Raw genomic sequence first — 21,523 nt, forward strand, 5'->3', positions numbered from 1 at the left:
TTATTTTCCCTTGGGGATTGGGGGCGGCCCCTCCGGTAGGATGGCCTGGTACACGGCACCGCCTTTCCGTTCCCGGAACTCCGCTTGCATGGCCGTAACCGTTTCGTGCGACCGGTACAGGTCGTAGGCCGTCAGGGCCAGGGCCTTGGCCGCCTGCAACATACCCTTGTGTCCGATACTCATCCCGCCGCAGGCCACCACGGCCCAACTGTGCCAGGGCGTACCGATGGGCGCGGTGGTCACGCCGAGGCGAATCTCGGGGACCAGCCAGCTGACGTCCCCCACGTCAGAACTGGCACCTCCGGGGTTTTCCAGGGTTTCCCTGAGGGGGTGGATGGTTCCGTCGAGGCCCCGCTGCTCCTTGCCGGTGGCTTCCTGGATGGCCTGGGCGAAGGCAATTTCCTCGTCGGTGTACTCGATATCTCCCAGCAGCTCAAGGTTCTGCTGCATCACCGCACCACCCGTGCGGTTGACGAGTACCTCGTGCAATCCGCTGACCAGGGTGATCTGGTAGTCGACGTCCGCCATCGTGGCCGCGCCTTCGGCGATCTTCCTGACGCGCGCGTAGGTGGCCAGCATGCCGTCCCGCTTGCTGTCGCGCACCCGCACCCAGAAACGGGCGTAGTCCGGTACCACGTTTACCACGTCACCGGCCTGCTGCATGTGGGTGTGGATGCGGACGCTGGGGCGTACGTGCTCGCGATAGGCATTGATACCGGCCGACATCAGCTCCATGGCGTCGGCGGCGCTGCGTCCGTTCCAGGGGTCCGCCGCGGCGTGGGCCGCCTGCCCGCGGAATTCAACGACGAAGTCCACCAGGGCCAGTGAGCTCTGCACGTCGGCTTCCGTCTTGTCGGCGGGGTGCCAGTCCAGGCAGGCGTCCAGGTCATCGAAAAAGCCCTCCCGGGCCAGGTACAGTTTGCCGAAGTACTTTTCCTCCGCCGGGGTGCCGTAGTAGCGGATCGTACCGCTGATCTCTCCACGGTCCATCGCTTCCTTGACGGCGATCGCCGCGGCCAGGCTGCCCACCCCAAAGAGGTTGTGGCCGCAACCATGGCCGGCGGCCCCTTCCCGCAGGGGTGCCTTTTTGGGACGGGCCTGCTGGCTGGTGCCCGGCAGGGCATCAAATTCCCCCAGGATGCCGATGATCGGCTCGCCCGATCCGTACTCCGCGGTGAAGGCGGTGGGCATGCCCGCCAGATTGCGCGAAACACGAAATCCTACCTGTTCGGCGTAATCAGCCAGGATCCTGGCGCTGGCTTCTTCTTCAAAGGCCGTCTCGGCCAGGGCCCAGATAGCATCGGACATCTCGATGTACCGGGAAGCGCGGGAATCCACCGATTCCACCAGGCGGGCTTTGGCGGCAGACATCTGCTGGGCGTGACCGAAGGTTCCAGCGATGAGGAGAAATACCAGGGTCAGGAAAAGGTGGTGCATGGCGTAGGATTGATGCCCTTAAGGTACCGTGCCAAGCTCATTCTTCCGCCCGGTCAGGAAGCGCTGCCGGTGTACATATCGTAACGACAGAAGCGGGCCTCAACGGGACCGTTCATGAGGGGGACCTTACGCGTAGTTCTTAGCCCCACCCGCTTCACCGCGGCGGAATTGGCCGAGATCAGCCAGGCGGTGTAGCCGGCCCAGTGGGTCTTGAGGTTGTCGCCGATTTCCTGGTAGAGCCCTTCGATGTCCCCCGTTTGCAGGCGCATTTCGTAGGGTGGGTTGGTAACCATCAGACCACCTTCCGTGCCCTGGGGCGGACGCAGGTCGGCGAAGGAGGATTCTACCAGGGTCACCTGGGGCAATACGCCGCAGCGGTCAAAGGTGGCCCGGCTGATGGCCACGGCTACCCCGTCGATGTCCGCACCCAGTATCGGCTGGGGAGCGGGGCGGATGCGATCCAGGGCTGCCTGGCGGATGGTGGCCCAGGTGGCGCGGTCGAAATCGGGCCACCGCTCGAATCCGAAGCTGCGCAACAGGCCGGGTGCCCGCCGGGTGGCAATCAGGGCGGCTTCGGCGAGCAGGGTGCCGGATCCGCACATGGGATCCACGAAGGGTTGTTCTCCCCGGTAACCGGCAATACCGAGCATGCCGGCCGCCAGCACCTCATTGATGGGGGCCTCGCCGGTGCGCCGGCGGTAGCCGCGGCGGTGGAGGCCATCTCCGGAGCTGTCCAGGCTCAGGGTTACTTCCCCTTCTCCGGCAATGCGCAGGTGGATGCGCATATCGGGTTGCCGTTTGTCGACGGAGGGGCGGGTACCGTACTTGTCGCGGAATTGGTCCACGATCGCGTCCTTGGTGAGCTGGGCAATAAAGTGGGTGTTGCGGAACCAGCGGCCTGGATCCACTACGTCCACGAAAAGGCTGCCCTCCGGCGCCAGATAGGGTCGCCAGTTGGTGGCCCGCAGGCGGTCATACAGCGACTGTTCGTGGGTAACCTTAAAGGTGTCCAGGGTGACCAGTACCCTCACGGCCGTGCGCAATTCTAGGTTGGCGCGGTAGAGCAATTCCAGGTTGCCCCGGGCGGTGACGACGCGGCGGCCGGGCGTAACCTCGGAAAGGCCGAGTTCGCGGGCTTCGTCGGCGAGGGTTTCCTCCAGTCCCATCAGGGTGGGCAGGGCAAGGGTCAGGTCGTGGTGCATAATAAGTTGGTTGGGGTATCAGCAAATAAAAGGGGGGCTAGCCGGGGTATCCATCTTCCCCGCTGCCCCAGCGGAAGGTGTCTTCCAGCTCAAAGCCAGCCAGGTCGAGCACGCGGTCGACTACCGTACGAACGATCTCTTCCGGGGTGTCGGATTTCCCGTAGAAGGAAGGCACCGCCGGGCAAATGATGCCGCCGGCTTCGGTGATGGAGGTCATGTTGCGCAAGTGGATCAGGCTGTAGGGTGCCTCCCGGGGAACCAGGATCAGCCGGCGGCGCTCCTTAAGGATGACGTCGGCGGCCCGGGTGATCAGGTCGGTGCTGATGCCCGAGGCAATGCGGGCCATCAAACCCATGCTACACGGGCAGATGATCATGGTACCGTACTGGGCCGATCCCGAAGCAAAGGGGGCCGTGAATTCCCGCTGCCCGTAGTATTCAAAACCGTAATTGCGCCACTCCTCGTCGCCCAACTCGAATTTCCAATTGTACTTCCCGTTTTCGGTGATTACTACTCCAACGTTTTCCCAATTTGATTTTAATTGCAGCAGGCGGTCAAACAGCACCTTGGCGTACAACGAACCGCTGCTGCCACCTACGGCCACCACTATTTTTTTACGGGACATCTACTAAAACCTTTACGCGCTAACATCGGGGCGGGGGAGAGGTTGTCGGGGCGTACCCCCACCCGGGGATTTTATACTGGCCAGGAGGGCTGAGCCACAACCACCCGGGCCGAAAATGTATTCTGGTGGGATGCGTCCTTTCTCCATTTTCCTGCTGGCCGGGCTGTTCGGACTATTGCACTGCACCCGCGAACCCGCCACTGCAGACAGCCGCTCCGAACTCACCTTACCCGCAGTGACCTTCACCCCGGACCATCGTTACCTGGCGGCGGACGGCGGCGCGGAACTCCTCATCGGCGTGGACGCCTACGAGGAGCGGTTCCCTTCCGTGGCCTTTGCACAGCTGATAGAAAGGCTGCAGGCCAATGGGGGCAACTACCTGCGGATCAACCCCCTCTACCTGGACAGCGCGGAAGTAGTCCAATCCCTGGCCACCGTAATTTCCCGGGGTATGGTGGTTGATACCGCCTCCGTGGCTCCGCTGGCGTCGGTTTCCCGGTCGGTAGTGGGCTTCAACCGCAAGCTGCTCGCCGGAGAGGGGCGGGTAGCCTACGGCAATTTCAGTCAGGCGGCCCTGAACGGACTGCGGGCGGTGCGTACCGTTGAGCGGCACCTGCCCCTCAGCACCGTGGAAGCCCGGGATGACATCCTGGGCGGGGACAATCCCACTGGCGCGACGGCGGCGGCGGATGCGGCGGGAAATTTCCTGATCTACATCCCTTCAGAAGGCCAGGTTACCATCAACCTTCCAGACAGCAGCCGGCAACCGCGGCGGCGGGTCACGGTGGTGGGGCACCTGGGAACCCAGCGTTCGGAAATCCTGCGGCCTCCGTACAGCAAGGCGCTGACGCTGCTGTCCAACGAGGCGAAGGGAGGCTGGATGATTATTGAGCGGCTGGTAGACTAGGCCGGCTACTTGATCATGGTGAGAAAGGTGGAGAAGAACCAGTTGCTGTCCACCTTGACCAGGGCGGCCAGGGCGGAATCCGCCTTGTGGCTGTAGAGTTTGAGGTCCTTGATCACTTCCCGGAATTCCTGGGCGTCGGGCCCGTCACCCTGTACACCGGTGAGGTCGTCGAGCAGCATCAGCATGGGTTCGAGCTCGCGTTTCTTGCGGGCGATGATGATGTTCTTCACCACCTTGGACATATCCTTTTCCCCTACGAAGAACTCCTTGCGTTCCCCGGGGATCAGTTTCTTGTGGGCCAGGCCCCAGTCCACCAGCATGCGGATATTGATGTTGACGTTGCCACGGCTGATTTGGAGCTCGTCCATGATGTCGTCCGTGCTCAGCGGATCGTTGGCCACCAACAGCAGGGCGTGGATCTGGGCCATGGTGCGGGTGACTCCCCAGGAGCTGCCCAGGGCACCCCAGGCTTCGATGAATTTTTCCTTACCCTCTTGCAGTTCCATGTGCGGTGAAATTAGTGTACGGCCGGTACACGAGAGTCATAATAAGAAAACCCCGGTGGCGGTTGCCGACCGGGGTCTTCCTGTTTCAAAAAGCTGAGGGGCTTGATTACATCATGCCACCCATGCCTCCGGGCATGCCGCCGCCGTGGGAGTGGCCACCGGCCGCGCCGTCAGCGTCGGGCATGTCGTTGATCACACACTCGGTGGTCAGTACCATACCGGCGATGGACGAAGCGTTCTCCAGGGCGATGCGGGTCACCTTGGTGGGGTCGATTACACCGGCCGCCTTCAGGTCCTCGTACTCACCCGTGCGGGCGTTGTAGCCATAGCTGCCGCTGTTGGTGCGGACGCTCTGCAGTACTACGCTGCCTTCAACGCCGGCGTTGTCGACGATGGTGCGCAGCGGCGCCTCGAGGGCCTTGCGGACGATCTGGATACCGATCTTCTGGTCTTCGTTCTCACCGACGAGGCCTTCAAGGCTGTCGATGGCCCGTACCAGGGCAACGCCACCACCGGCTACGATGCCTTCCTCAACGGCGGCACGGGTAGCGTGGAGGGCGTCGTCGACGCGGTCCTTCTTCTCCTTCATTTCCACTTCGGTAGCGGCACCGACGTAGAGTACGGCAACACCGCCGGCCAGCTTGGCCAGGCGCTCCTGCAGTTTCTCGCGGTCGTAGTCGGAAGTGGTGGTTTCGATCTGCTGCTTGATCTGGTTGACGCGGCCGGTGATCTGGCTTTCCTCGCCGGCACCGTTCACGATGGTGGTGTTGTCCTTGTCAACGGTGATCTTTTCGGCGTTGCCGAGCAGGTCGAGGGTGGTCTGGTCGAGCTTGTAGCCCTTCTCCTCGCTGATGACGGTACCTCCGGTGAGGACGGCAATGTCTTCCAGCATGGCCTTGCGGCGGTCGCCGAATCCGGGAGCCTTCACGGCTACCACTTTCAGCTGGGCGCGCAGGCGGTTCACGACGAGGACGCCCAGGGCCTGGCTCTCGATGTCCTCAGCGATGATGAGCAGCGGGCGGCCGCTCTGGATGACCTGCTCCAGGATGGGCACGATGTCCTGCATGTTGCTGATCTTCTTGTCGTGGATCAGCACGTAGGGGTTCTCGTACTCGGTGGTCATGCTCTCCGTGTCGGTCACGAAGTAGGGGCTCAGGTAGCCGCGGTCGAACTGCATACCCATCACCTCGTCTACGTAGGTGTCGGTACCCTTGGCTTCCTCAACGGTGATGACGCCGTCCTTGCTGACGCGCTTCATGGCGTCGGCGATGAGGCTGCCGATCTCGTTGTCGTTGTTGGCGGAGATGGCGGCAACCTGCTGGATCTTGCTGAAGTCGTCACCTACGACCTCGCTCTGGGTCTTGAGGTGCTCGATCACCTTCTTAGTGGCGAGGTCGATGCCGCGCTTGAGGTCCATGGGGTTGGCACCGGCGGTTACGTTCTTCAGTCCGGCCTGGATCATGGCCTGGGCCAGTACGGTGGCGGTGGTGGTACCGTCGCCGGCGATGTCGGCGGTCTTGCTGGCAACCTCCTTGACCATCTGGGCACCCATATTGGCTACCGGGTCCTCGAGTTCAACTTCCTTGGCGACGGTTACGCCGTCCTTGGTTACCTGGGGGGCACCGAAAGATTTCTGAATGACGACGTTGCGTCCTTTGGGGCCGAGCGTCACCTTTACGGCGTTTGCCAGTGCGTCTACGCCGGCGCGCAGTTTTTCGCGGGCTACGCGATCAAAGCTAATGTCCTTAGCCATAGTGATATATAGTTTTAGTTATTGATGTAATGGGGGTAAGCGGGTGCTTACAGGATGACGAGGATGTCGTCTTCGCGCATGATGAGCAGGTCCTGCCCTTCGTGCTTCAGTTCCTGACCGGAGTACTTGCCGTAGAGGACGATGTCGCCTACGCTGACGGTCATGGCGTTGCCGTCCTTTCCGGGGCCGACGGCGATTACCTCACCGCGTTGGGGTTTCTCTTTGGCGGTGTCGGGTACGATGATGCCACCGCTGGTTTTTTCTTCGGCGGGGGCGGGTTTAACCACTACTCGATCGTTGATCGGCTTCATGTATAGGATGTTTTGGTTTTACAATCGGATTGTTCTCGTCCGCAAGGATACCCCTGCGGCTCCCACGGGGGTACGAACACCGTGCCAGCCTTCCGCGCCGGTCAAAATGTCAGCCGCCGGACGGCCGGTCGGCAACCCTGTCGGGCGCCGGGGTAGGAGAGGGGCGAACGGGTCGGTTCTTTTCCCTACTTTTGGGCCCTGATAAAACCCCGCCCATGGCCGCAGATAGCAATATTAATGTAGACGTCGAGGTTGCCAAGAATCTCGGACTCACCAGTGATGAATACGACCGCATCGTTGAAATTATGGGACGCACTCCCAACTTCAATGAACTGAGCATCTTCTCGGTCATGTGGTCGGAGCACTGCAGCTACAAGAACTCCATCATGTGGCTCAAGACGCTGCCCCGCGACGGCGAACGGCTGCTGGTTGGCGCCGGAGAGGAAAACGCCGGCCTCGTTGACATCGGCGAGGGCCTGGCCTGCGCCTTCAAGATCGAAAGCCACAACCACCCCTCGGCCATCGAACCCTATCAGGGAGCGGCCACCGGAGTGGGCGGTATTCACCGCGACATCTTTACCATGGGCGCCCGCCCCATCGCCTCCCTCAACAGCCTGCGTTTCGGCGACCCCCAGCTGGCCCACACCAAGCACCTGGTGGCCGGTGTGGTCAAGGGTATCGGCGACTACGGCAACTGCTTCGGCGTGCCAGTGGTCGGCGGCGAGGTGTACTTCCACCCCAGCTACAACCAGAACATCCTCGTCAACGCCATGTCGGTAGGCGTGGTAAAGGTAGGCGAGACGGTCAGCGCTTCCGCCGACGGTCCCGGCAACCCGGTCTTTATCGTCGGCTCCGCCACCGGTAAGGACGGCATCCACGGGGCCACTTTCGCTTCGGCCGACCTCACCGAGGACAGCGCCGAGGACCTCCCCGCCGTACAGGTGGGCGACCCCTTCCAGGAGAAACTGCTGCTGGAAGCCAGCCTGGAAGTCATCGCCACCGGCGCCGTTGTCGGTATGCAGGACATGGGTGCCGCGGGCATCACCTGCTCCACCTCCGAGATGAGTGCCAAATCGGGCACCGGCATGCGGATCGACCTGGACAAGGTGCCAACCCGTCAGTCCGACATGAAACCCTGGGAAATTCTCCTCAGCGAAAGCCAGGAGCGTATGCTCATCGTCTGCCATAAAGGCCGCGAGCAGGAATTGCTGGCCGTCTTCGACAAATGGGACCTGGAGTGTGAGCAGATCGGCGAGGTGACCGACACCGGACGACTGGAGTTCTACGCCGGCGGTGAAGTGGTGGCCGACGTGCCCGCCGAACCGCTGGTCCTGGGCGGCGGCGCGCCGGTGTACGAGCGGGAAACCCGGCGCCCGGCGTACCTCGACAAGGTCGAGAAGTACGACATCAGCCAAGTACCCGAACCCGAAGACCTGCTGGCCGTGGCCGAAAAGCTCTTCAAGGCGCCCAGCCTGGTGTCCAAGAACTGGATCACCGACCAGTACGACGGCACGGTCCGGACCAACAGCATCACCGAAAACCAACCCTCGGATGCCGCCCTGGTGCGCATCAAAGGGACCGGCAAGGCCCTGGCCGTCACCACCGACTGCAACTCGGCCTACGTTTACGCGGATCCCTATGTGGGAACGATGATCGCGGTGGCCGAAGCCGCCCGCAATATTGCCTGCTCGGGCGGGGAACCGGTTGCCATCACCAACTGCCTCAACTTCGGCAACCCCTACAATCCCGAGGCCTTCTACCAGTTCGTCAACGCCATCAAGGGTATGGGCGAAGCCTGCCGGGCCTTCAATACTCCCGTAACCGGCGGCAACGTCAGCTTCTACAACCAGTCGCAGTACGAGGGCGGCCGCATCGAGCCGGTATATCCCACGCCGACCATCGGTATGCTGGGTATCGTGGACAACATCAAGCGGACCATGTCGCTGTCGTTCAAGGAACAGGGCGACGTGATCTACCTCCTCGGCGACCTGGTGGAAGACCTGGGCTCCTCGGAGTACCTGCGGCAGATCCACGGCATCGAATACAGCACCGTGCCCCACTTTGACCTGGAGCAGGAGCAAAAATTACATCGTGCCATTCTGTCAGCCATTCGTGGCAAACACGTCAAGAGTGCCCACGACATCAGCGACGGCGGTCTCTTCCAGTCGCTCTGTGAAAGTGCCATCGCCGGTGGTCACGGCTTCTCCATCGAAACTTCCGAGGAAATGCGCAAGGACGCCTTCCTCTTCGGGGAAGCCCAGGGGCGGGTCGTCGTTACGGCGGACGAGTCCCAGACCGGCGACCTCGAGGACCTGCTGCTGGAGCACGGCATCGGCTTCCAGGTCATTGGCCGGGTACAGGGAGATGACATCACGGTCGACGGACAGGACTGGGGCAAGTTGCTGGCCTGGGACATGCGTCACCACGACACCCTGGCGGCAATCCTGGAAAGCTGATTCAACCAAAGGAGGGGAAAAATCCTTCCCTACAAAAAGTATTGCTGATGATTCGTACGCTTCTGCCGCTGCTGGGGTTGATTGGTTTGCTGCTGTCCGGCTGTGACGCGGGTTCCCCCGACGGCACCTCCATTCAGGTTCACCTCAATAACGCTAACGGGCTGTCCGCCAACCTGGACCGCATCAATATCGCCGGCGAAAAGGAAATGCTCAAGAGCACTTCCATCGACGAGAACGGCAACTTCGCCTTCGACTTTGCCGAGCCGCTGCCGGACGGTCTTTACCAGATCCGCGTCGGCGCCCAGAAAGCTACCGTTGCCCTGGACGATACGGACGGGGAGGTTACCATCGACGGTGACCTGGCGACTTTCAGCAACTACGAGTTCACCATTGAGGGATCGCCCGCCGCCAAGGAAACCCTTGCCACCATGCAGGGGATACAGGAAGTGGCCGGCTTGGAAGAATTCCAGGAGATGATCGAGAAGGTAGAGAACGACTACACCGCCGCCTACGTCACCTTCCGCGCCCTGCAGCGGGCCGGTGAAGCGGGAGTGCCCCTGCACGAAGCAGTGATCACCCGCCTGCCCGAAGGCGATGCCAGCCGGCAGAATTACACCACCTACCTGGAGCAACTCAAGCAGCAGATTGCCTTCGCCCGCAGCCAGGAGCTGATTCAGCCGGGGCAACCCGCGCCCGATCTGGTACTGGAAAGCCCCGACGGGGAGAAAGTAGCGCTCTCGGACCTGCGCGGCAAGGTGGTGCTGCTCGACTTCTGGGCTGCCTGGTGTGGACCCTGCCGCCGGGAGAACCCCAACGTGGTGAAGGTGTACAACAAGTACAAGGACCAGGGCTTCACCATCTACAGCGTGAGCCTGGACGGGATCGACGACAACCAGGCCGCCCGCCTGACCCCGGAACAACTGGAAGTAGCCCGCGAGAACCAGCGGCAAAAGTGGGTGGCCGCCATCGAGCAGGATGGCCTCGTCTGGGAAAACCACGGCAGTGAGCTCAAGCGCTGGAGCGGAGAAGCCTCCGCCAAGTACGGCGTGCGCGGCATTCCCGCCACCTTCCTCATCGACCGGGAAGGCAAGATCGCCGAGATCGGGCTCCGGGGAGCCGCTTCCATCGAGCGGGCGCTGCAGCAGGTGCTGTAGTAGCGCCGGAAAAGAATGACTAGATAAAGCGCGTACCCGCCGTAAGGTGGACGGGGTAGAATTCCGGCGTGATGCCGTATTCCCTTTCGAAGGCTTCGGTCAGGGTCTCCTTGAACGTCGCGATTTGATCGTCGCGCACCAGGTTGATGGTGCAGCCGCCGAAACCGCCCCCCATCATACGGGTGCCGGCTACCCCCTCGAGTTCCATGGCCGTGTGCTGGAGAAAATCAATCTCCGGGCAGCTGACCTCGTAGCAATCGCGTAGTCCAGCGTGGGATTCATTGAGCAGGGTACCGAATTCACGGGCGTTACCCGCTTCCAGGGCAATCACCGCCTGGCTCACCCTGCGGTTCTCCTCCACCACGTAGGAGGCCCGCTTCCGGGCCACTTCGTCGAGCTGGTCGACGACCACACTCAGCTGGTCGGGGAGGGTAGCGCTGAGGTGGTTGATCCGGGGGAAGGTGGCGTGGACCACTTCCAGGGCCCGCTGGCATTCCGCTACCCGCTGACCGTAGGCACCGTCGCTGAGGTCGTGGGACACCTTGCTGTTCACCAGCAGGAAGGTATAACCCCTGATCTCATTGCGGACCGGCTCACTGGTCAGGGTGTGACAATTCAGGATGATGGGGCCATCCGGTGAGCCATTCAGGCTGGCGAACTGGTCCATGACCCCACAGGGGATGCCGAGGAAGTTGTTGCTCGACCGTTGGCAGATGGCCGCCAGAATGGGCCGGGTCAGGCCGGCGCCCAGTAGTTCGTTCAACAGGAAAGCCATTCCCCCTTCCAGGGCCGCCGAGCTGCTCATGCCGGCACCATTCGGCAAGTTTCCTCCGAATACGACTTCCAGTCCGGACAACTGGTGCCCCTGCTCCTGGAACTGCACGCCGATGCCCACTAGGTAGTTGGCCCACAGCTTGGGGGTAGGGCCGGTGAGGGGAAGGGGAACTTCGATTGTCTCGCCGAGGTCTACCGCGTGGAGTTTCCAGACGGCCTCCTCCAGGGGGCGGGCGGCGAAGTAAATGTTGTAGTCGATGGCGGCCGGAAGCACCAGTCCGCCGGTGTAATCGATATGCTCACCGATGAGGTTCACCCGGCCGGGGGAGCAAACCCGGTACGGCCAGTCGGCCCAGGGGGGGAGCGGGGCGGCGGAGAGGTAGGCGGAAATGTGGGAGGGAGGGAGGACGTATTCGTTCATTCTTCACTTTCGTCCATGGTATGGAAAACGTTGGCGACGTCGTCGTCCTCTTCCAGCATGTCGATGAGTTTGATCACGGCTTCCGCTTCGGAGTCGCTGAGTTCTTTCGTGTGGGTGGGCAGGTACACCAGTTCCGCACTGTCCACGGGGATCCCGCGCTCCTCCAGTTCGTGCTGGAAACTGCCGAAGTCTTCAAAGGCGGTATAGAAGGTGATCTCCTCCTCGTCGCTGACCAGGCTGTCGAGGCCGGCGTCGATGAGTTCCAGTTCGATTTCCTCGAGGTCGTGCTGGAACTTCTCCCGCTTCACGCGGAACTGCCCCTTGCGCTCGAACATATAATCCACCGAGCCATTGACGCCCATGCTGCCGCCGTACTTGGAGAAGACGTGGCGGATGTTGGCTACGGTGCGGTTGTTGTTGTCGGTGGTGGCCTGTACCAGAATGGCGATGCCGTGGGGTCCGTAGCCTTCGAAGGTTACCTCGTCGTAGTTGGCCGAATCCTTGTCGGTGGCGCGCTTGATGGCGGCGTCCACGTTGGCCTTGGGCATATTGACTGCCTTGGCGTTGGCGATGGCCAGGCGCAGGCGGGGGTTGTAGTCGGGATCGGGGCCACCTTCCTTGATGGCGATGTTGATCTCCCGGCCCACCTTGGTGAAGGCCTTGGCCATGCCGGCCCAGCGCTTCATCTTCCGGGCCTTACGGTATTCAAATGCACGTCCCATAGCGTACTGTCAATTTTGCGCAAATATACATTCTTTCGCCACCCGCACTATACCGCCGGCCGCGACTCGGAATTTCTACCGATGGTTCGCTCAGAGAGAAACGAACTCCACGATTTCCAGCCCGTAGCCTTCCAGCCCGACCCGCTGCTTGGGGGCATTGCTGAGGACCCGCAGCTTGGTGACCCGCAGGTCGCGCAGGATTTGGGCACCGATACCGAAGTCGCGCTGCTCCTCGCTGCGGGGTTCGGGGGGCGTCATGGACTTTCCGTCCTGCATCCGCGACTTGAGCAGCCGCAGTCCGGCGATGATGTCGTTCGCGTCCTGGTGGGGGCGCATGAAGAGCAGGATGCCCTTGCCCGCCGCGGTAATCTTCTCCAGGGGGCCGCGCAGTCCAGTGCTGTAGCCGCTCAGGAGGCTGTGCAGCAGGTCGCGGCTGCTGGTGCTGCTGTGTACCCGCGTCAGGACGGGCTCGTCGAGCTGCCACTGTCCATGGGTGAGCGCCAGGTGGACGTCTTCGTTGGTGGTCTGCCGGTAAGCGTGGAGGCGGAAGGGGCCGTAGCGGGTTTCCAGGTCCATGCTGAATTCACACTCCACCAGCCGTTCGGTGCGCAGGCGGTAGGCGACGAGGTCTTCGATGGACACGATCTTCAGGTCGTGTTCCCGGGCCAGTTCGAGGAGTTCCGGCAGGCGGGCCATGGTGCCGTCCGGCTTCAGGATCTCCACCACCACGCCGGCGGGGAAGAGGTTGGCCATGCGGGCCAGGTCGACCGCGGCTTCCGTGTGGCCGGTACGGCGCAGTACGCCACCCTTCACGGCGCGGAGGGGGAATACGTGGCCGGGGCGTGCAAAATCGGAGGGGCGGGCGCTGCGTTCTGTGAGCCGCCGCATACAGGTGGCGCGGTCGTAGCTGCTGATGCCGGTGGTGCAGCCGTGGCCGATCAGGTCGATGCTCACGGTGAATGCCGTCTCGTGGATGTCGGTATTGGTGTTGACCATCCGCGGCAGGTCGAGCTCGTCGGCCAGACTTTCCTCGATCGGGGTGCAGATCAACCCACGGCCGTGGGTGGCCATGAAGGTGATAATCTCGGGGGTTACGCGCTCGGCGGCGCAGACGAAGTCTCCTTCATTTTCCCGGTCCTCGTCGTCGACGACGATGACTACTTTGCCGGCGCGGATGTCGGCCACGGCCTCCTCGATGGTATTCAGTTTTCCGCGGATTTCAGTTTGTTCCGTCTTCATTTGGTCGGTGAGAAGGTTGCCAGACATTCGTTCGTATTCCATTTGCATAATCGATCATTCCCAGGAGCAGCGCCGCGTTCATGGCCACGAAATACCGCAGGGCGCGGACGCGGGTGCAAAGCAAGGTCAACAGCAGCACAAACGCCAGGCTACCCCAATAGTTGCCCGACACTACACCCAGGGCCAGGAGGCAAACGGCCCCCAGCAGTAAAAAAACGGGGGTCATCCACCGCAATACCTTGTGGCTGAAGAAGGCGAAAGCGAAGCCGGAGCGGAAGGGCGGCCACCACATCCGGCGGAAATGGAGTAGGTTTTGCCAGTTACCCGCCCCGATGCGTCGTTTGCGGCGGAACTCGTCCTCCAATCGTTGCCCCACGCCTTCCTCCACGCAGGCCCGCGGACTGCTGTAGCCCAGGCTGCCCCGGTCGTACGCCGACAGGCAGAGGAAAAAGTCGTCCACCAGGAAGCGGTCGGGAACAGGAGTGTACAGGTCGGCCCGCAATCCCCAGCAGCCGCCGAAGGGACCAACAAAGCGGCCGAATACGGTGCTTTCGGCTTGTTTGAGCGCCACTTCCCCGCGGATGTATTGATCCTCCAGGTGACTTATCTCCCCGGTATCGATGCCCGTATGCCGGACGCGGGCGTCGGTGACGCCTACGGCGGGGTCATCGAGCATGGGACGCACGAGTTCCGTAATGGTATCCGGAAGCAGCATTACGCTGGCGTCGGTGAGGATGAGGATTTCCACCCCGGCCGGTAACTGCTCATAGAGGGCATTTACGGTGGCTGGCTTGCCCCGCCGGTGACTATTTCTAAGAATCTGACAACGTCCCGCGGGCTGGCGGGCCGCAAAGTCTTCCAGCAGGCGGTCGGTGGCGTCGGTGCTTTGGTCGGAGCCAAAGAGGTAGAAGACCGTCCCGGCATAATCCTGGGCGGCCAGGGTCTCCAGCTTGCGGGGCAGCACCCGTTCCTCGTTGTGGACGGCCATCAGTACGGCTACGGGTGGCCACGTTCGTGGGGTGGCGGGCTTTCCAACCGGTTCGCGGCTCCTGCGCTCCGCCGTCCGGATGACCCACCAGGGGTACCACAGGTAAGTGTGTACCACGGCCAGGGCGCAGAGGCAGAGCAGAAGCAGCAAGAGAATGATCACGGTGTAAAGATAACCGCCGCCGGGAGCGAGGCTTCCGGCGGCGGTCGATAGAGGAGCGACGGGGGGATTAGCCGAGTCGGTCGATGCAGTTCAGGTCCTCGAAGGCCTGCTTGAGGCGGTCCTTGAAGGAGAGCTCGGCCTTGCGGATCCAGTTGCGGGGATCGTAGTACTTCTTATTGGGTTTGCCGTCGCCCTCGGGGTTGCCGATCTGGGCCTGGAGGTAGTCGCGGTTGGCGGACTCGAAGTTGCGCACCCCGTCCCAGTAGGCCCACTGCAGGTCGGTATCGATGTTCATCTTCACGGCGCCGTAGCTGATGGCCTCGCGGATCTCTTCCTGGCTGGAGCCCGAACCGCCGTGGAAGACGAAGTGGATGGGGTCCTCCTTCAGGTTGAGCTTTTCCTTGACGTAGTCCTGGCTGTTCTTCAGGATGATGGGGCGCAGTTCAACGTTGCCGGGCTTGTACACCCCGTGTACGTTACCGAAGGCGGCCGCGATGGTGAAGCGGTTGCTGACCGCGTTCAGCGTCTGGTAACTCTGGAACACCTCCTCGGGCTGGGTGTAGAGGCGGCTGCTGTCCACTCCGGTATTGTCCACGCCGTCTTCTTCGCCGCCGGTGACGCCGAGTTCGATCTCGATGGTCATGCCGATCTTCGACATCCGCTCGAAGTAGCGCTTGCAGGTGTCGAGGTTCACGTCCAGCTCTTCTTCACTCAGGTCGAGCATGTGGCTGGAGTAGAGGGGGAAGCCGCGCTTGGCGTAGAACTTCTCGCCGGCGTCGAGCAGGCCGTCGACCCAGGGCAGCAGCTTGTGGGCGCAGTGGTCGGTGTGCAGGATGACGGGCACCCCGTAGGCCTCGGCCATGGTGTGTACGTGCATGGCGCCGCTCAGGCCGCCGGCGATGGCGGCCTTTTCTCCTTCGTTGCTCAGTCCCTTGCCGGCGAAGAACTGGGCACCCCCGTTGCTGAACTGGATAATGACGGGGCTATTGACGTCGCGGGCGGTTTCGAGGACGGCGTTGACGGTGCTGCTGCTCGTCACGTTGACGGCGGGCAGGGCGAACTGGTTCGCCTGGGCGTAGTTGAACACCTCGGTGACTTCATCGCCGTGGAGGACGCCGGGACGGAAAGATTGCTTGGCCATGCTGGACTAGATTATTTTGGTACGTTGGCAAAGAAACGTAAATCTAGAGAATGTAGTCGTCCAGGCCAGGGGGAATCACCCCCTTTACCCGCCCGTCGTTCAAAAAGTGGCGAACCGCCGCCCGCCCTTCCTCTCCGAGGTCGACCGTGTACTGGTTTACGTACAGCTCAATGTGCGCCTGCATCACCGCCGGATCCATCGCCTGGGCGTGCTGCTTCACGTAGGCACTGCTCTCCCGGGGGTAATCCAGGGCGAACTGCACCGACCGCCGCAGGACCCGGTCGATCCGCTGCTGCACGTCGACCGGCAGGGCGCGTGAGACGGCGATTCCCCCGAGCGGGATGGGCAGGCCGGTACGCTGCTCCCATACCTCTCCGAGGTCGGCAATCTTCTCCAGTCCCCGGTCGGCGTAGGTGAAGCGATTTTCGTGAATCAACAATCCGGCCTCGCAGCGGCCGGACAGCACCGCGTCCTCAATGTCACTGAAGACCATCTCCGTCTTGTCCAGCAGGGTGGGGTAGACCAGGTCCAGCAAATAATTGGCGGTGGTGTAGTGGCCGGGGATGGCCACGGTGGACGGCACGTAATCCGGTCCGGGAGCCGCCTCCCCTTTTTTACGGACCAGCAGGGGGCCCACCCCGCGCCCGAGGGCGCTGCCCGCGTTCAGCAGGCGGTAGGTGGCCGTGAGGTGGCCGAAGGCATTGAAGCTGAGTTTGGTCACCTCCAGCTCCCGCCGCAGGGCCCGTTGGTTCAGGGCTTCCACGTCCTCGAGTACGGGCTCGAAGCGCAGGCCTTCCGTATCGATCTTGCCGTGAATAAGGGCGTCGAAAATGAAGGTATCGTTGGGGCAGGGACTGAATCCCAGGCTGAGGGTTATTTCTTCCAAGGGGAGATATTTTAGGGCGGACCTTAACGTTCCGCGGCCGGTGGCGTTACTTCGCCGAACCGGCAAGAAAAAGACAGCTGCATGCAACTCCAAGTTTTATACGAAGACAATCACCTTATCGCGGTCAACAAGCCCGCCGGTTACCTGAGCCAGAGCGACGCCACGGGCGACGTAACCGTCATGGACCTGGTCAAGGAATACATCAAGGTACGCTACGGCAAGCCGGGCGACGTCTTCCTGGGATCCATTCACCGTCTGGACCGGCCGGTTTCCGGCGTAATCCTGTTTGCCCGTACCTCGAAAGGGCTGACCCGGATGACGGAGCTGTTCCGCGAACGCAAGGTGACCAAGACCTACTGGGCCATCGTGGCTGAGCAGCCCAGCCCGATCGAGGGCCGGCTGGAAGGCTATATCTACAAGGACCCCCAGAAGAACCTCAGCAAGGTGCTGCCCAAGGCCAACTCCAACCGCCACCAGGGCGCCAAGAAGGCCGTGCTGGATTACCGCCTGCTCGGCCGGGTTGGTTCCAACGTCCTGCTGGAGGTAAAGCCCGAAACCGGGCGGCCCCACCAGATCCGGGTGCAGCTGGCTCAGCAACTGGACAGCCCCATCCGCGGGGACCTGAAATACGGCTTTCGGCAGGCAAACGAGGATGGCAACATCAACCTCCACAGCCGCAGCCTGGAGTTCCTCCACCCGGTAAAGAAGGAGCACGTCCGCATCGTGGCCGAGCCGCCCCGCCAGGATCAGATGTGGCAGCTCTTCGCCGGCATCGAATAGGGTAAATTACTTATTACCGCGGGCCGCGGCCAGAGGGTCGGCGTTGCGCAGGAGCCGGAGGGCTTCCTGCACGGTTTCGTCCCGCTGGTTGTAGATCTGGTAGTAGGAACCCGCGCCAAACAGGTGACGCGCCAGGCGGGCCGTGAACTGCAGTTCAAGTTCATCGCGGAGGCGGGGGGGCAGGTCGGTGGTTACGTCCTCGTAGTCGCGGCGGGCCAGGGTGGCCAGCTCGGCGGTCACTGCCGCCATATCCGGGCGGAAGCCGCGGCGGAAGGCGGCAAGGTCCTTGAATTCCTTCACCTCGGGGTGGGTGCGCAGGTAGCCGAAGACATAGGGGGCGATCTGCTGCCGCAGCCGCAGGAAGTTCTCGTTGTTCAGGCTGCTGTCCAGGGGTACGTAATAATCAGGGGTGATACCACCACCGCCGTAGACGGGATAACCGTTATCGGTGTAGTACACCAGGGAGCTGTCGACCTGTACGTCGGTCCGACCGGTGAGCTCGCCACTCTCGAAGCGGCGGCTGAGGTCGCCGCGGTAATCTTCTTCCCCGTCGTATTTGCGCTGGATGCTGCGGTCGCTGGGAGTGTAGTAGCGGGCTACGGTAAGCCGCAGCGCTGAGCTGTCGGCGAGGGGATACTGCTCCTGCACCAGGCCCTTGCCGAAGGTGCGGCGACCTACGATAATGCCGCGGTCGTGGTCCTGTACGGCCCCGGCCACGATCTCACTGGCGCTGGCGGAACCGCCGTCGACCAGGATGGCCACTTTCTGGATGTTGTAGCGGGCGCGGCCGCTGGACTTGTAGGGCTGGCGGCTGCTGTTGCGGCCTTCGGTGTAGACCAGCAGGACGCCGCGCTGCACGAAGAGTTCGCTGAGGAGTTTGGTGGCTTCCTGGAGGTAACCGCCGGGGTTGCCGCGCAGGTCGATGATGAGGTTCTTCGCTCCCGGCTTTTCGAGGTGTTCTTCCAGGGCCTGCATGAACTCCGCATAGGTGTTCTGGCTGAAGCGGTTGATCTTCACGTAGGCCGTCTCCTCATCGATGGTGTAGGCGGCGTCGACGCTGTACACCGGGATCGGGGCGCGGGTGATGGTGAAGGCCATCAGTTTGGGCTGTCCGGGGCGGCGGACGCGCAACTTCACGTCGGTACCCCCTTCGCCGCGCATCAGGGAGGCGGGGTCGATGCCGCGTTCTTCCACTTCGGTGACCAGGCTGTCTTCCACGTAGATGATCTGATCGCCCGGCAGGAGGCCGGCCTCGGCCGAGGGCCCGTCGGGCAGGGCGCTTACCACGGTGATGGTATCGTCTACTACCAGGTACTCGATGCCGATGCCTTCGAAGTTGCCTTCCATGGATTCGGTCAGGGCCTGCATCTCATCCTTGGGGATGTAGCTGCTGTGGGGGTCTAGTTCTTCCAGGACGGCGTTGATGGCCGCTTCGTAGAGCCTTTCCTGGTCGGGTTCGTCGACGTAGCGGGCTTCTATGTAGCCCATCAGCTGCTCGACGCGACCCCCGGCCAGGCCGGAATTGCTGCCCGATCCGAAGGAGATCAGGGGGGCTTCGGTCCGGAGCAGGAAGCCGGTAAGTAATCCGACGCCGAGGATCAGGCTGTAGGCCAGGGGCGTCCAGATGTGATTGTTAGTGTTGTTGCGCATAACCCAAACTGAAAGGGTAAAGGTAAATATTAGTTTTCCGGTCGCTCAATTTGTTTGCCCCCGGTGTCGGTCGCCACCCCAGCTACTGGGTGCTTTTTCCTATTTTGCCGCCCACCCTTTTACCCGTTTATGCCCTTACTGGCCATTGCCTACAGTCACGAAGACCTCTCCACCGCCCAGCGCATCGCCGAAGCGGTGGACCCCGTCGTAGAATTTGAACACTACAGCGCCGGAAGGGCCAACGAGGGGGAATTGCTCGTCGACATCCTCCGCAAGAACCAGCTGCCGCTGGTACTGCTGGTGAGCCACAATTTTCTTACCAATCCGAACTGCCTGCTGCGGGCGGGGGAGTGGCTTACCCAGGAGAAAGAGATTCTGCCCATTGTCATTGACGGCCACCGTTACGACCCCGATGCGGATGAAGTGATCACCGAGGAAACCCGCCTGGAGGACCGGTCGGACGTGACCCGCTACCTGAGCCTCTGGCAGGACCGCTACATCGAGCTGCGCCGGGGCGGAGAACACTATACCGACGCCGTGGGCCAGCACGCGTTTAACAACTACCTGCGCAAGATCCGCGAGACGAGCGTAGGCGTGGAGGAAGTCCTCGAAATCATCTTGGGCCTCGAACCCGTCCGGGATGGCTACCTGCGGGATACCAACTACGCCCGGGTGTACGCCCTAGCCGGCGCCACGGTCCCCACTCCTCGCGAGGAGCCCGCCCCCCCGACTGCGGAGATGGAGCCGGAGCCGGAACCCGAAGAAGAAATGAACGATATCCTGACCGAAGAATCCATTGAGGAGCAAGTACAGGGCTGGGTCAACCGCGCCTGGCGGATGTCCGACGCCGGCGATACGGCCGGCGGCCTCGAACTGCTGCACCTGAGCCTGGAAAACCACCCGGAGGAGCTGGAGCTCCACTACCAGTACGCCCTGATGCTGGCCCTGGCCGCGAACCGCCTGCCGGCCGCCCGCAGTGAGCTCGACGCCCTGCTGGACAATGACCCCCACTATCCCGACGCCCTGTTCCTGAGCGGTGAACTATACAGCGCCGCCGGAGAGTACCAGCTGGCCCGCGACGAGTGGGAACGGCTGGCCGACATCCAGCCCGCCTACCCGGAGGTGAACCAGCGACTGGGTTACCTGCTGGCCGATCACTTTCCCGCCGAAGTAGCGGAGGCAGAGGCCTACCTGCGGCGGGCGACCCGCGATCCCGAGGCCAGTGGCGAACTGTTCTACCGCTACGCCGAGGTGCTGAGCCGGATGCCCGGCCGCGAGAAAAAGGCCATGAAGCAGCTGGAAAAGGCCATCCAGCGGGACCCGGAACATGCTCCGGCCCACTACCGCCTGGCGGTGGCCCAGTTCGACGAGGGAGACCTACAACAGGCCCGCAAGAATTACCTCCTGGCCGTGAGCCTGGAGCCCGCCTACGATACCCCCGCCAACCGGCGGGCCTTCCAGGCCGCTACCAAATCCGGTCCCGCCACCGGGGCATCCGCCGGAAGTTCGGTGGCCAACGACGCCCTCCTTGCCCTGAAGCAGAACATCGCCGACCTGGAGGCCATGCTGGCGGAACAGAGTCGCCCGGAACCCGCGCCCGCCGCCCGCCCCGGAAGCGGTAAAACGGTCTTCCTCTCGGGGGCCACCAGCGGCATCGGACTGGCCACCGCCCGCCGTCTTGCCGCGGAAGGCTACCGCCTAATCCTCGCCGCCCGCCGCCGGGAAAGGCTGGAGAACATTTCCCGGGAACTCCACGAAACACACGGTACGGAGGTCCACACGGTGACGCTGGACGTCTCCCAGCGGGATGGGGTAGGGCAGGCCATCGCGGCCTTGCCCTCCGAATGGACCACCATCGATATCCTCATCAATAACGCCGGCAAGGCCAAGGGATTCGATCCCATCCACACGGGCGACCTTGACCACTGGGATGAGATGATCGACGTCAACCTGCGCGGCCTGCTTTACCTGACGCGGGCCGTTACTCCCGGCATGGTGAAACGTGGCCAGGGGATGGTGATCAACGTGGCCAGTACCGCCGGTAAGGAAGTCTACCCCAACGGCAACGTCTACTGCGCCACGAAACACGCCGTGGATGCCCTCACCCACGCCATGCGCCTCGACCTGGTCAAGCACGGCATTCGGGTAGGGCAAATCTGTCCCGCCCACGTGGAGGAGACGGAGTTCGCCGTGGTCCGCTTCGATGGCGACCGCGAACGCGCCCGGATTTACGAGGACTTTCAGCCCCTGCGTTCCCGTGACGTGGCCGAAACGATTTACTTCATGGTCAGCCAGCCACCCCACGTGAACATCCTGGACGTCGTGCTCCAGGGCACCCAGCAGGCCAGCTCCACCGTGGTCGACCGCAGCGGCCGGGCCAGGTACGCCCCCCAGGAAGAAGAATAGCCC

The 21,523-nt window shown here is 62.5% G+C and carries 18 protein-coding genes; 5 read left to right on the forward strand and 13 right to left on the reverse strand.

Annotation, left to right across the window (positions count from 1 at the left end; genetic code table 11):
* The 3 genes from CGL56_RS10335 to CGL56_RS10345 are packed head-to-tail and all read right to left on the reverse strand — an operon-like array spanning nucleotide 1 to nucleotide 3,264.
* The gene (locus CGL56_RS10335) at nucleotides 1–1,437 is read right to left on the reverse strand and encodes an amidohydrolase (RefSeq protein WP_099106460.1); all 1,437 of its coding nucleotides are present in this window, start codon (nucleotides 1,435–1,437) and stop codon (nucleotides 1–3) included.
* Nucleotides 1,438–1,490: 53 nt separating this feature from the next.
* Nucleotides 1,491–2,639 carry a THUMP domain-containing class I SAM-dependent RNA methyltransferase gene (locus tag CGL56_RS10340; protein WP_099106461.1) on the reverse strand — a complete coding sequence of 383 codons (1,149 nt, stop codon included), beginning with the start codon at nucleotides 2,637–2,639 and terminating at the stop codon, nucleotides 1,491–1,493.
* A 37-nt stretch (nucleotides 2,640–2,676) separates the two neighbouring features.
* A complete protein-coding gene (locus tag CGL56_RS10345; protein WP_099106462.1) occupies nucleotides 2,677–3,264 on the reverse strand; it encodes a UbiX family flavin prenyltransferase in 588 nt (195 codons plus the stop codon).
* 130 nt (nucleotides 3,265–3,394) lie between these two features.
* On the opposite strand from CGL56_RS10345, the gene CGL56_RS10350 reads away from it, so the two are divergent.
* Entirely contained in the window at nucleotides 3,395–4,171 is a 777-nt protein-coding gene (locus CGL56_RS10350; RefSeq protein WP_099106463.1) for a hypothetical protein, read from the forward strand.
* A 5-nt stretch (nucleotides 4,172–4,176) separates the two neighbouring features.
* Here the strand turns inward: CGL56_RS10350 and CGL56_RS10355 are convergent, their stop codons facing one another.
* The 3 genes from CGL56_RS10355 to CGL56_RS10365 all read right to left on the reverse strand — a co-directional run bounded on the left by CGL56_RS10355 (nucleotide 4,177) and on the right by CGL56_RS10365 (nucleotide 6,741).
* Complete coding sequence (locus CGL56_RS10355) at nucleotides 4,177–4,677, reverse strand: GbsR/MarR family transcriptional regulator (RefSeq protein ID WP_099106464.1); 501 nt, start codon at nucleotides 4,675–4,677, stop codon at nucleotides 4,177–4,179.
* Between the two features lie 106 nt (nucleotides 4,678–4,783).
* Nucleotides 4,784–6,430, reverse strand: coding sequence for a chaperonin GroEL (gene groL / locus CGL56_RS10360; RefSeq protein ID WP_099106465.1), 1,647 nt, complete (start codon nucleotides 6,428–6,430; stop codon nucleotides 4,784–4,786).
* A 47-nt stretch (nucleotides 6,431–6,477) separates the two neighbouring features.
* Nucleotides 6,478–6,741: a co-chaperone GroES gene (locus CGL56_RS10365; protein ID WP_099106466.1), complete on the reverse strand. Its 264-nt coding sequence runs from the start codon at nucleotides 6,739–6,741 to the stop codon at nucleotides 6,478–6,480.
* Nucleotides 6,742–6,956: 215 nt separating this feature from the next.
* Here CGL56_RS10365 and purL point away from each other — a divergent pair, with 215 nt between their 5' ends.
* Together purL and CGL56_RS10375 are read left to right on the forward strand one after the other, a co-directional pair.
* Complete coding sequence (gene purL, locus CGL56_RS10370; RefSeq protein ID WP_099106467.1) at nucleotides 6,957–9,197, forward strand: phosphoribosylformylglycinamidine synthase subunit PurL; 2,241 nt, start codon at nucleotides 6,957–6,959, stop codon at nucleotides 9,195–9,197.
* A 47-nt stretch (nucleotides 9,198–9,244) separates the two neighbouring features.
* Entirely contained in the window at nucleotides 9,245–10,351 is a 1,107-nt protein-coding gene (locus CGL56_RS10375) for a peroxiredoxin family protein (protein ID WP_099106468.1), read from the forward strand.
* A gap of 19 nt (nucleotides 10,352–10,370) precedes the next feature.
* On the opposite strand, the gene galK is transcribed toward CGL56_RS10375, so the two are convergent.
* The 6 genes from galK to CGL56_RS10405 all read right to left on the reverse strand — a co-directional run bounded on the left by galK (nucleotide 10,371) and on the right by CGL56_RS10405 (nucleotide 16,684).
* On the reverse strand, nucleotides 10,371–11,546 hold the full coding sequence (galK, locus tag CGL56_RS10380; RefSeq protein WP_099106469.1) for a galactokinase: 1,176 nt from the start codon (nucleotides 11,544–11,546) through the stop codon (nucleotides 10,371–10,373).
* Complete coding sequence (locus tag CGL56_RS10385; protein WP_099106470.1) at nucleotides 11,543–12,268, reverse strand: YebC/PmpR family DNA-binding transcriptional regulator; 726 nt, start codon at nucleotides 12,266–12,268, stop codon at nucleotides 11,543–11,545. Before CGL56_RS10385 ends, galK begins: the two co-directional genes overlap by 4 nt.
* Before the next feature lie 90 nt (nucleotides 12,269–12,358).
* Nucleotides 12,359–13,507 (reverse strand): 3,4-dihydroxy-2-butanone-4-phosphate synthase, encoded by a 1,149-nt coding sequence (gene ribB / locus CGL56_RS10390; RefSeq protein ID WP_245183957.1) that lies wholly within the window; start codon nucleotides 13,505–13,507, stop codon nucleotides 12,359–12,361.
* Nucleotides 13,488–14,657: a glycosyltransferase gene (locus CGL56_RS10395; protein WP_099106472.1), complete on the reverse strand. Its 1,170-nt coding sequence runs from the start codon at nucleotides 14,655–14,657 to the stop codon at nucleotides 13,488–13,490. The genes ribB and CGL56_RS10395 overlap by 20 nt, the downstream gene beginning before the upstream one ends.
* A gap of 67 nt (nucleotides 14,658–14,724) precedes the next feature.
* On the reverse strand, nucleotides 14,725–15,798 hold the full coding sequence (gene fbaA, locus CGL56_RS10400) for a class II fructose-bisphosphate aldolase (RefSeq protein ID WP_099106473.1): 1,074 nt from the start codon (nucleotides 15,796–15,798) through the stop codon (nucleotides 14,725–14,727).
* A 43-nt stretch (nucleotides 15,799–15,841) separates the two neighbouring features.
* Nucleotides 15,842–16,684, reverse strand: coding sequence for a menaquinone biosynthesis family protein (locus tag CGL56_RS10405; protein ID WP_209280277.1), 843 nt, complete (start codon nucleotides 16,682–16,684; stop codon nucleotides 15,842–15,844).
* 81 nt (nucleotides 16,685–16,765) lie between these two features.
* Between CGL56_RS10405 and CGL56_RS10410 the strand changes: the two genes are divergently transcribed.
* A complete protein-coding gene (locus CGL56_RS10410) occupies nucleotides 16,766–17,464 on the forward strand; it encodes an RluA family pseudouridine synthase (RefSeq protein ID WP_099106474.1) in 699 nt (232 codons plus the stop codon).
* A gap of 6 nt (nucleotides 17,465–17,470) precedes the next feature.
* Here the strand turns inward: CGL56_RS10410 and CGL56_RS10415 are convergent, their stop codons facing one another.
* Nucleotides 17,471–19,114, reverse strand: a complete 1,644-nt coding sequence (locus tag CGL56_RS10415) for a S41 family peptidase (protein WP_099106475.1) — start codon at nucleotides 19,112–19,114, stop codon at nucleotides 17,471–17,473.
* Between the two features lie 129 nt (nucleotides 19,115–19,243).
* Between CGL56_RS10415 and CGL56_RS10420 the strand changes: the two genes are divergently transcribed.
* Entirely contained in the window at nucleotides 19,244–21,520 is a 2,277-nt protein-coding gene (locus tag CGL56_RS10420) for an SDR family NAD(P)-dependent oxidoreductase (protein WP_099106476.1), read from the forward strand.
* Nucleotides 21,521–21,523: the final 3 nt, after the last annotated feature.

The sequence above is a fragment of the Neolewinella marina genome, assembly GCF_002631205.1.
In the GTDB taxonomy this organism is placed as follows: domain Bacteria; phylum Bacteroidota; class Bacteroidia; order Chitinophagales; family Saprospiraceae; genus Neolewinella; species Neolewinella marina.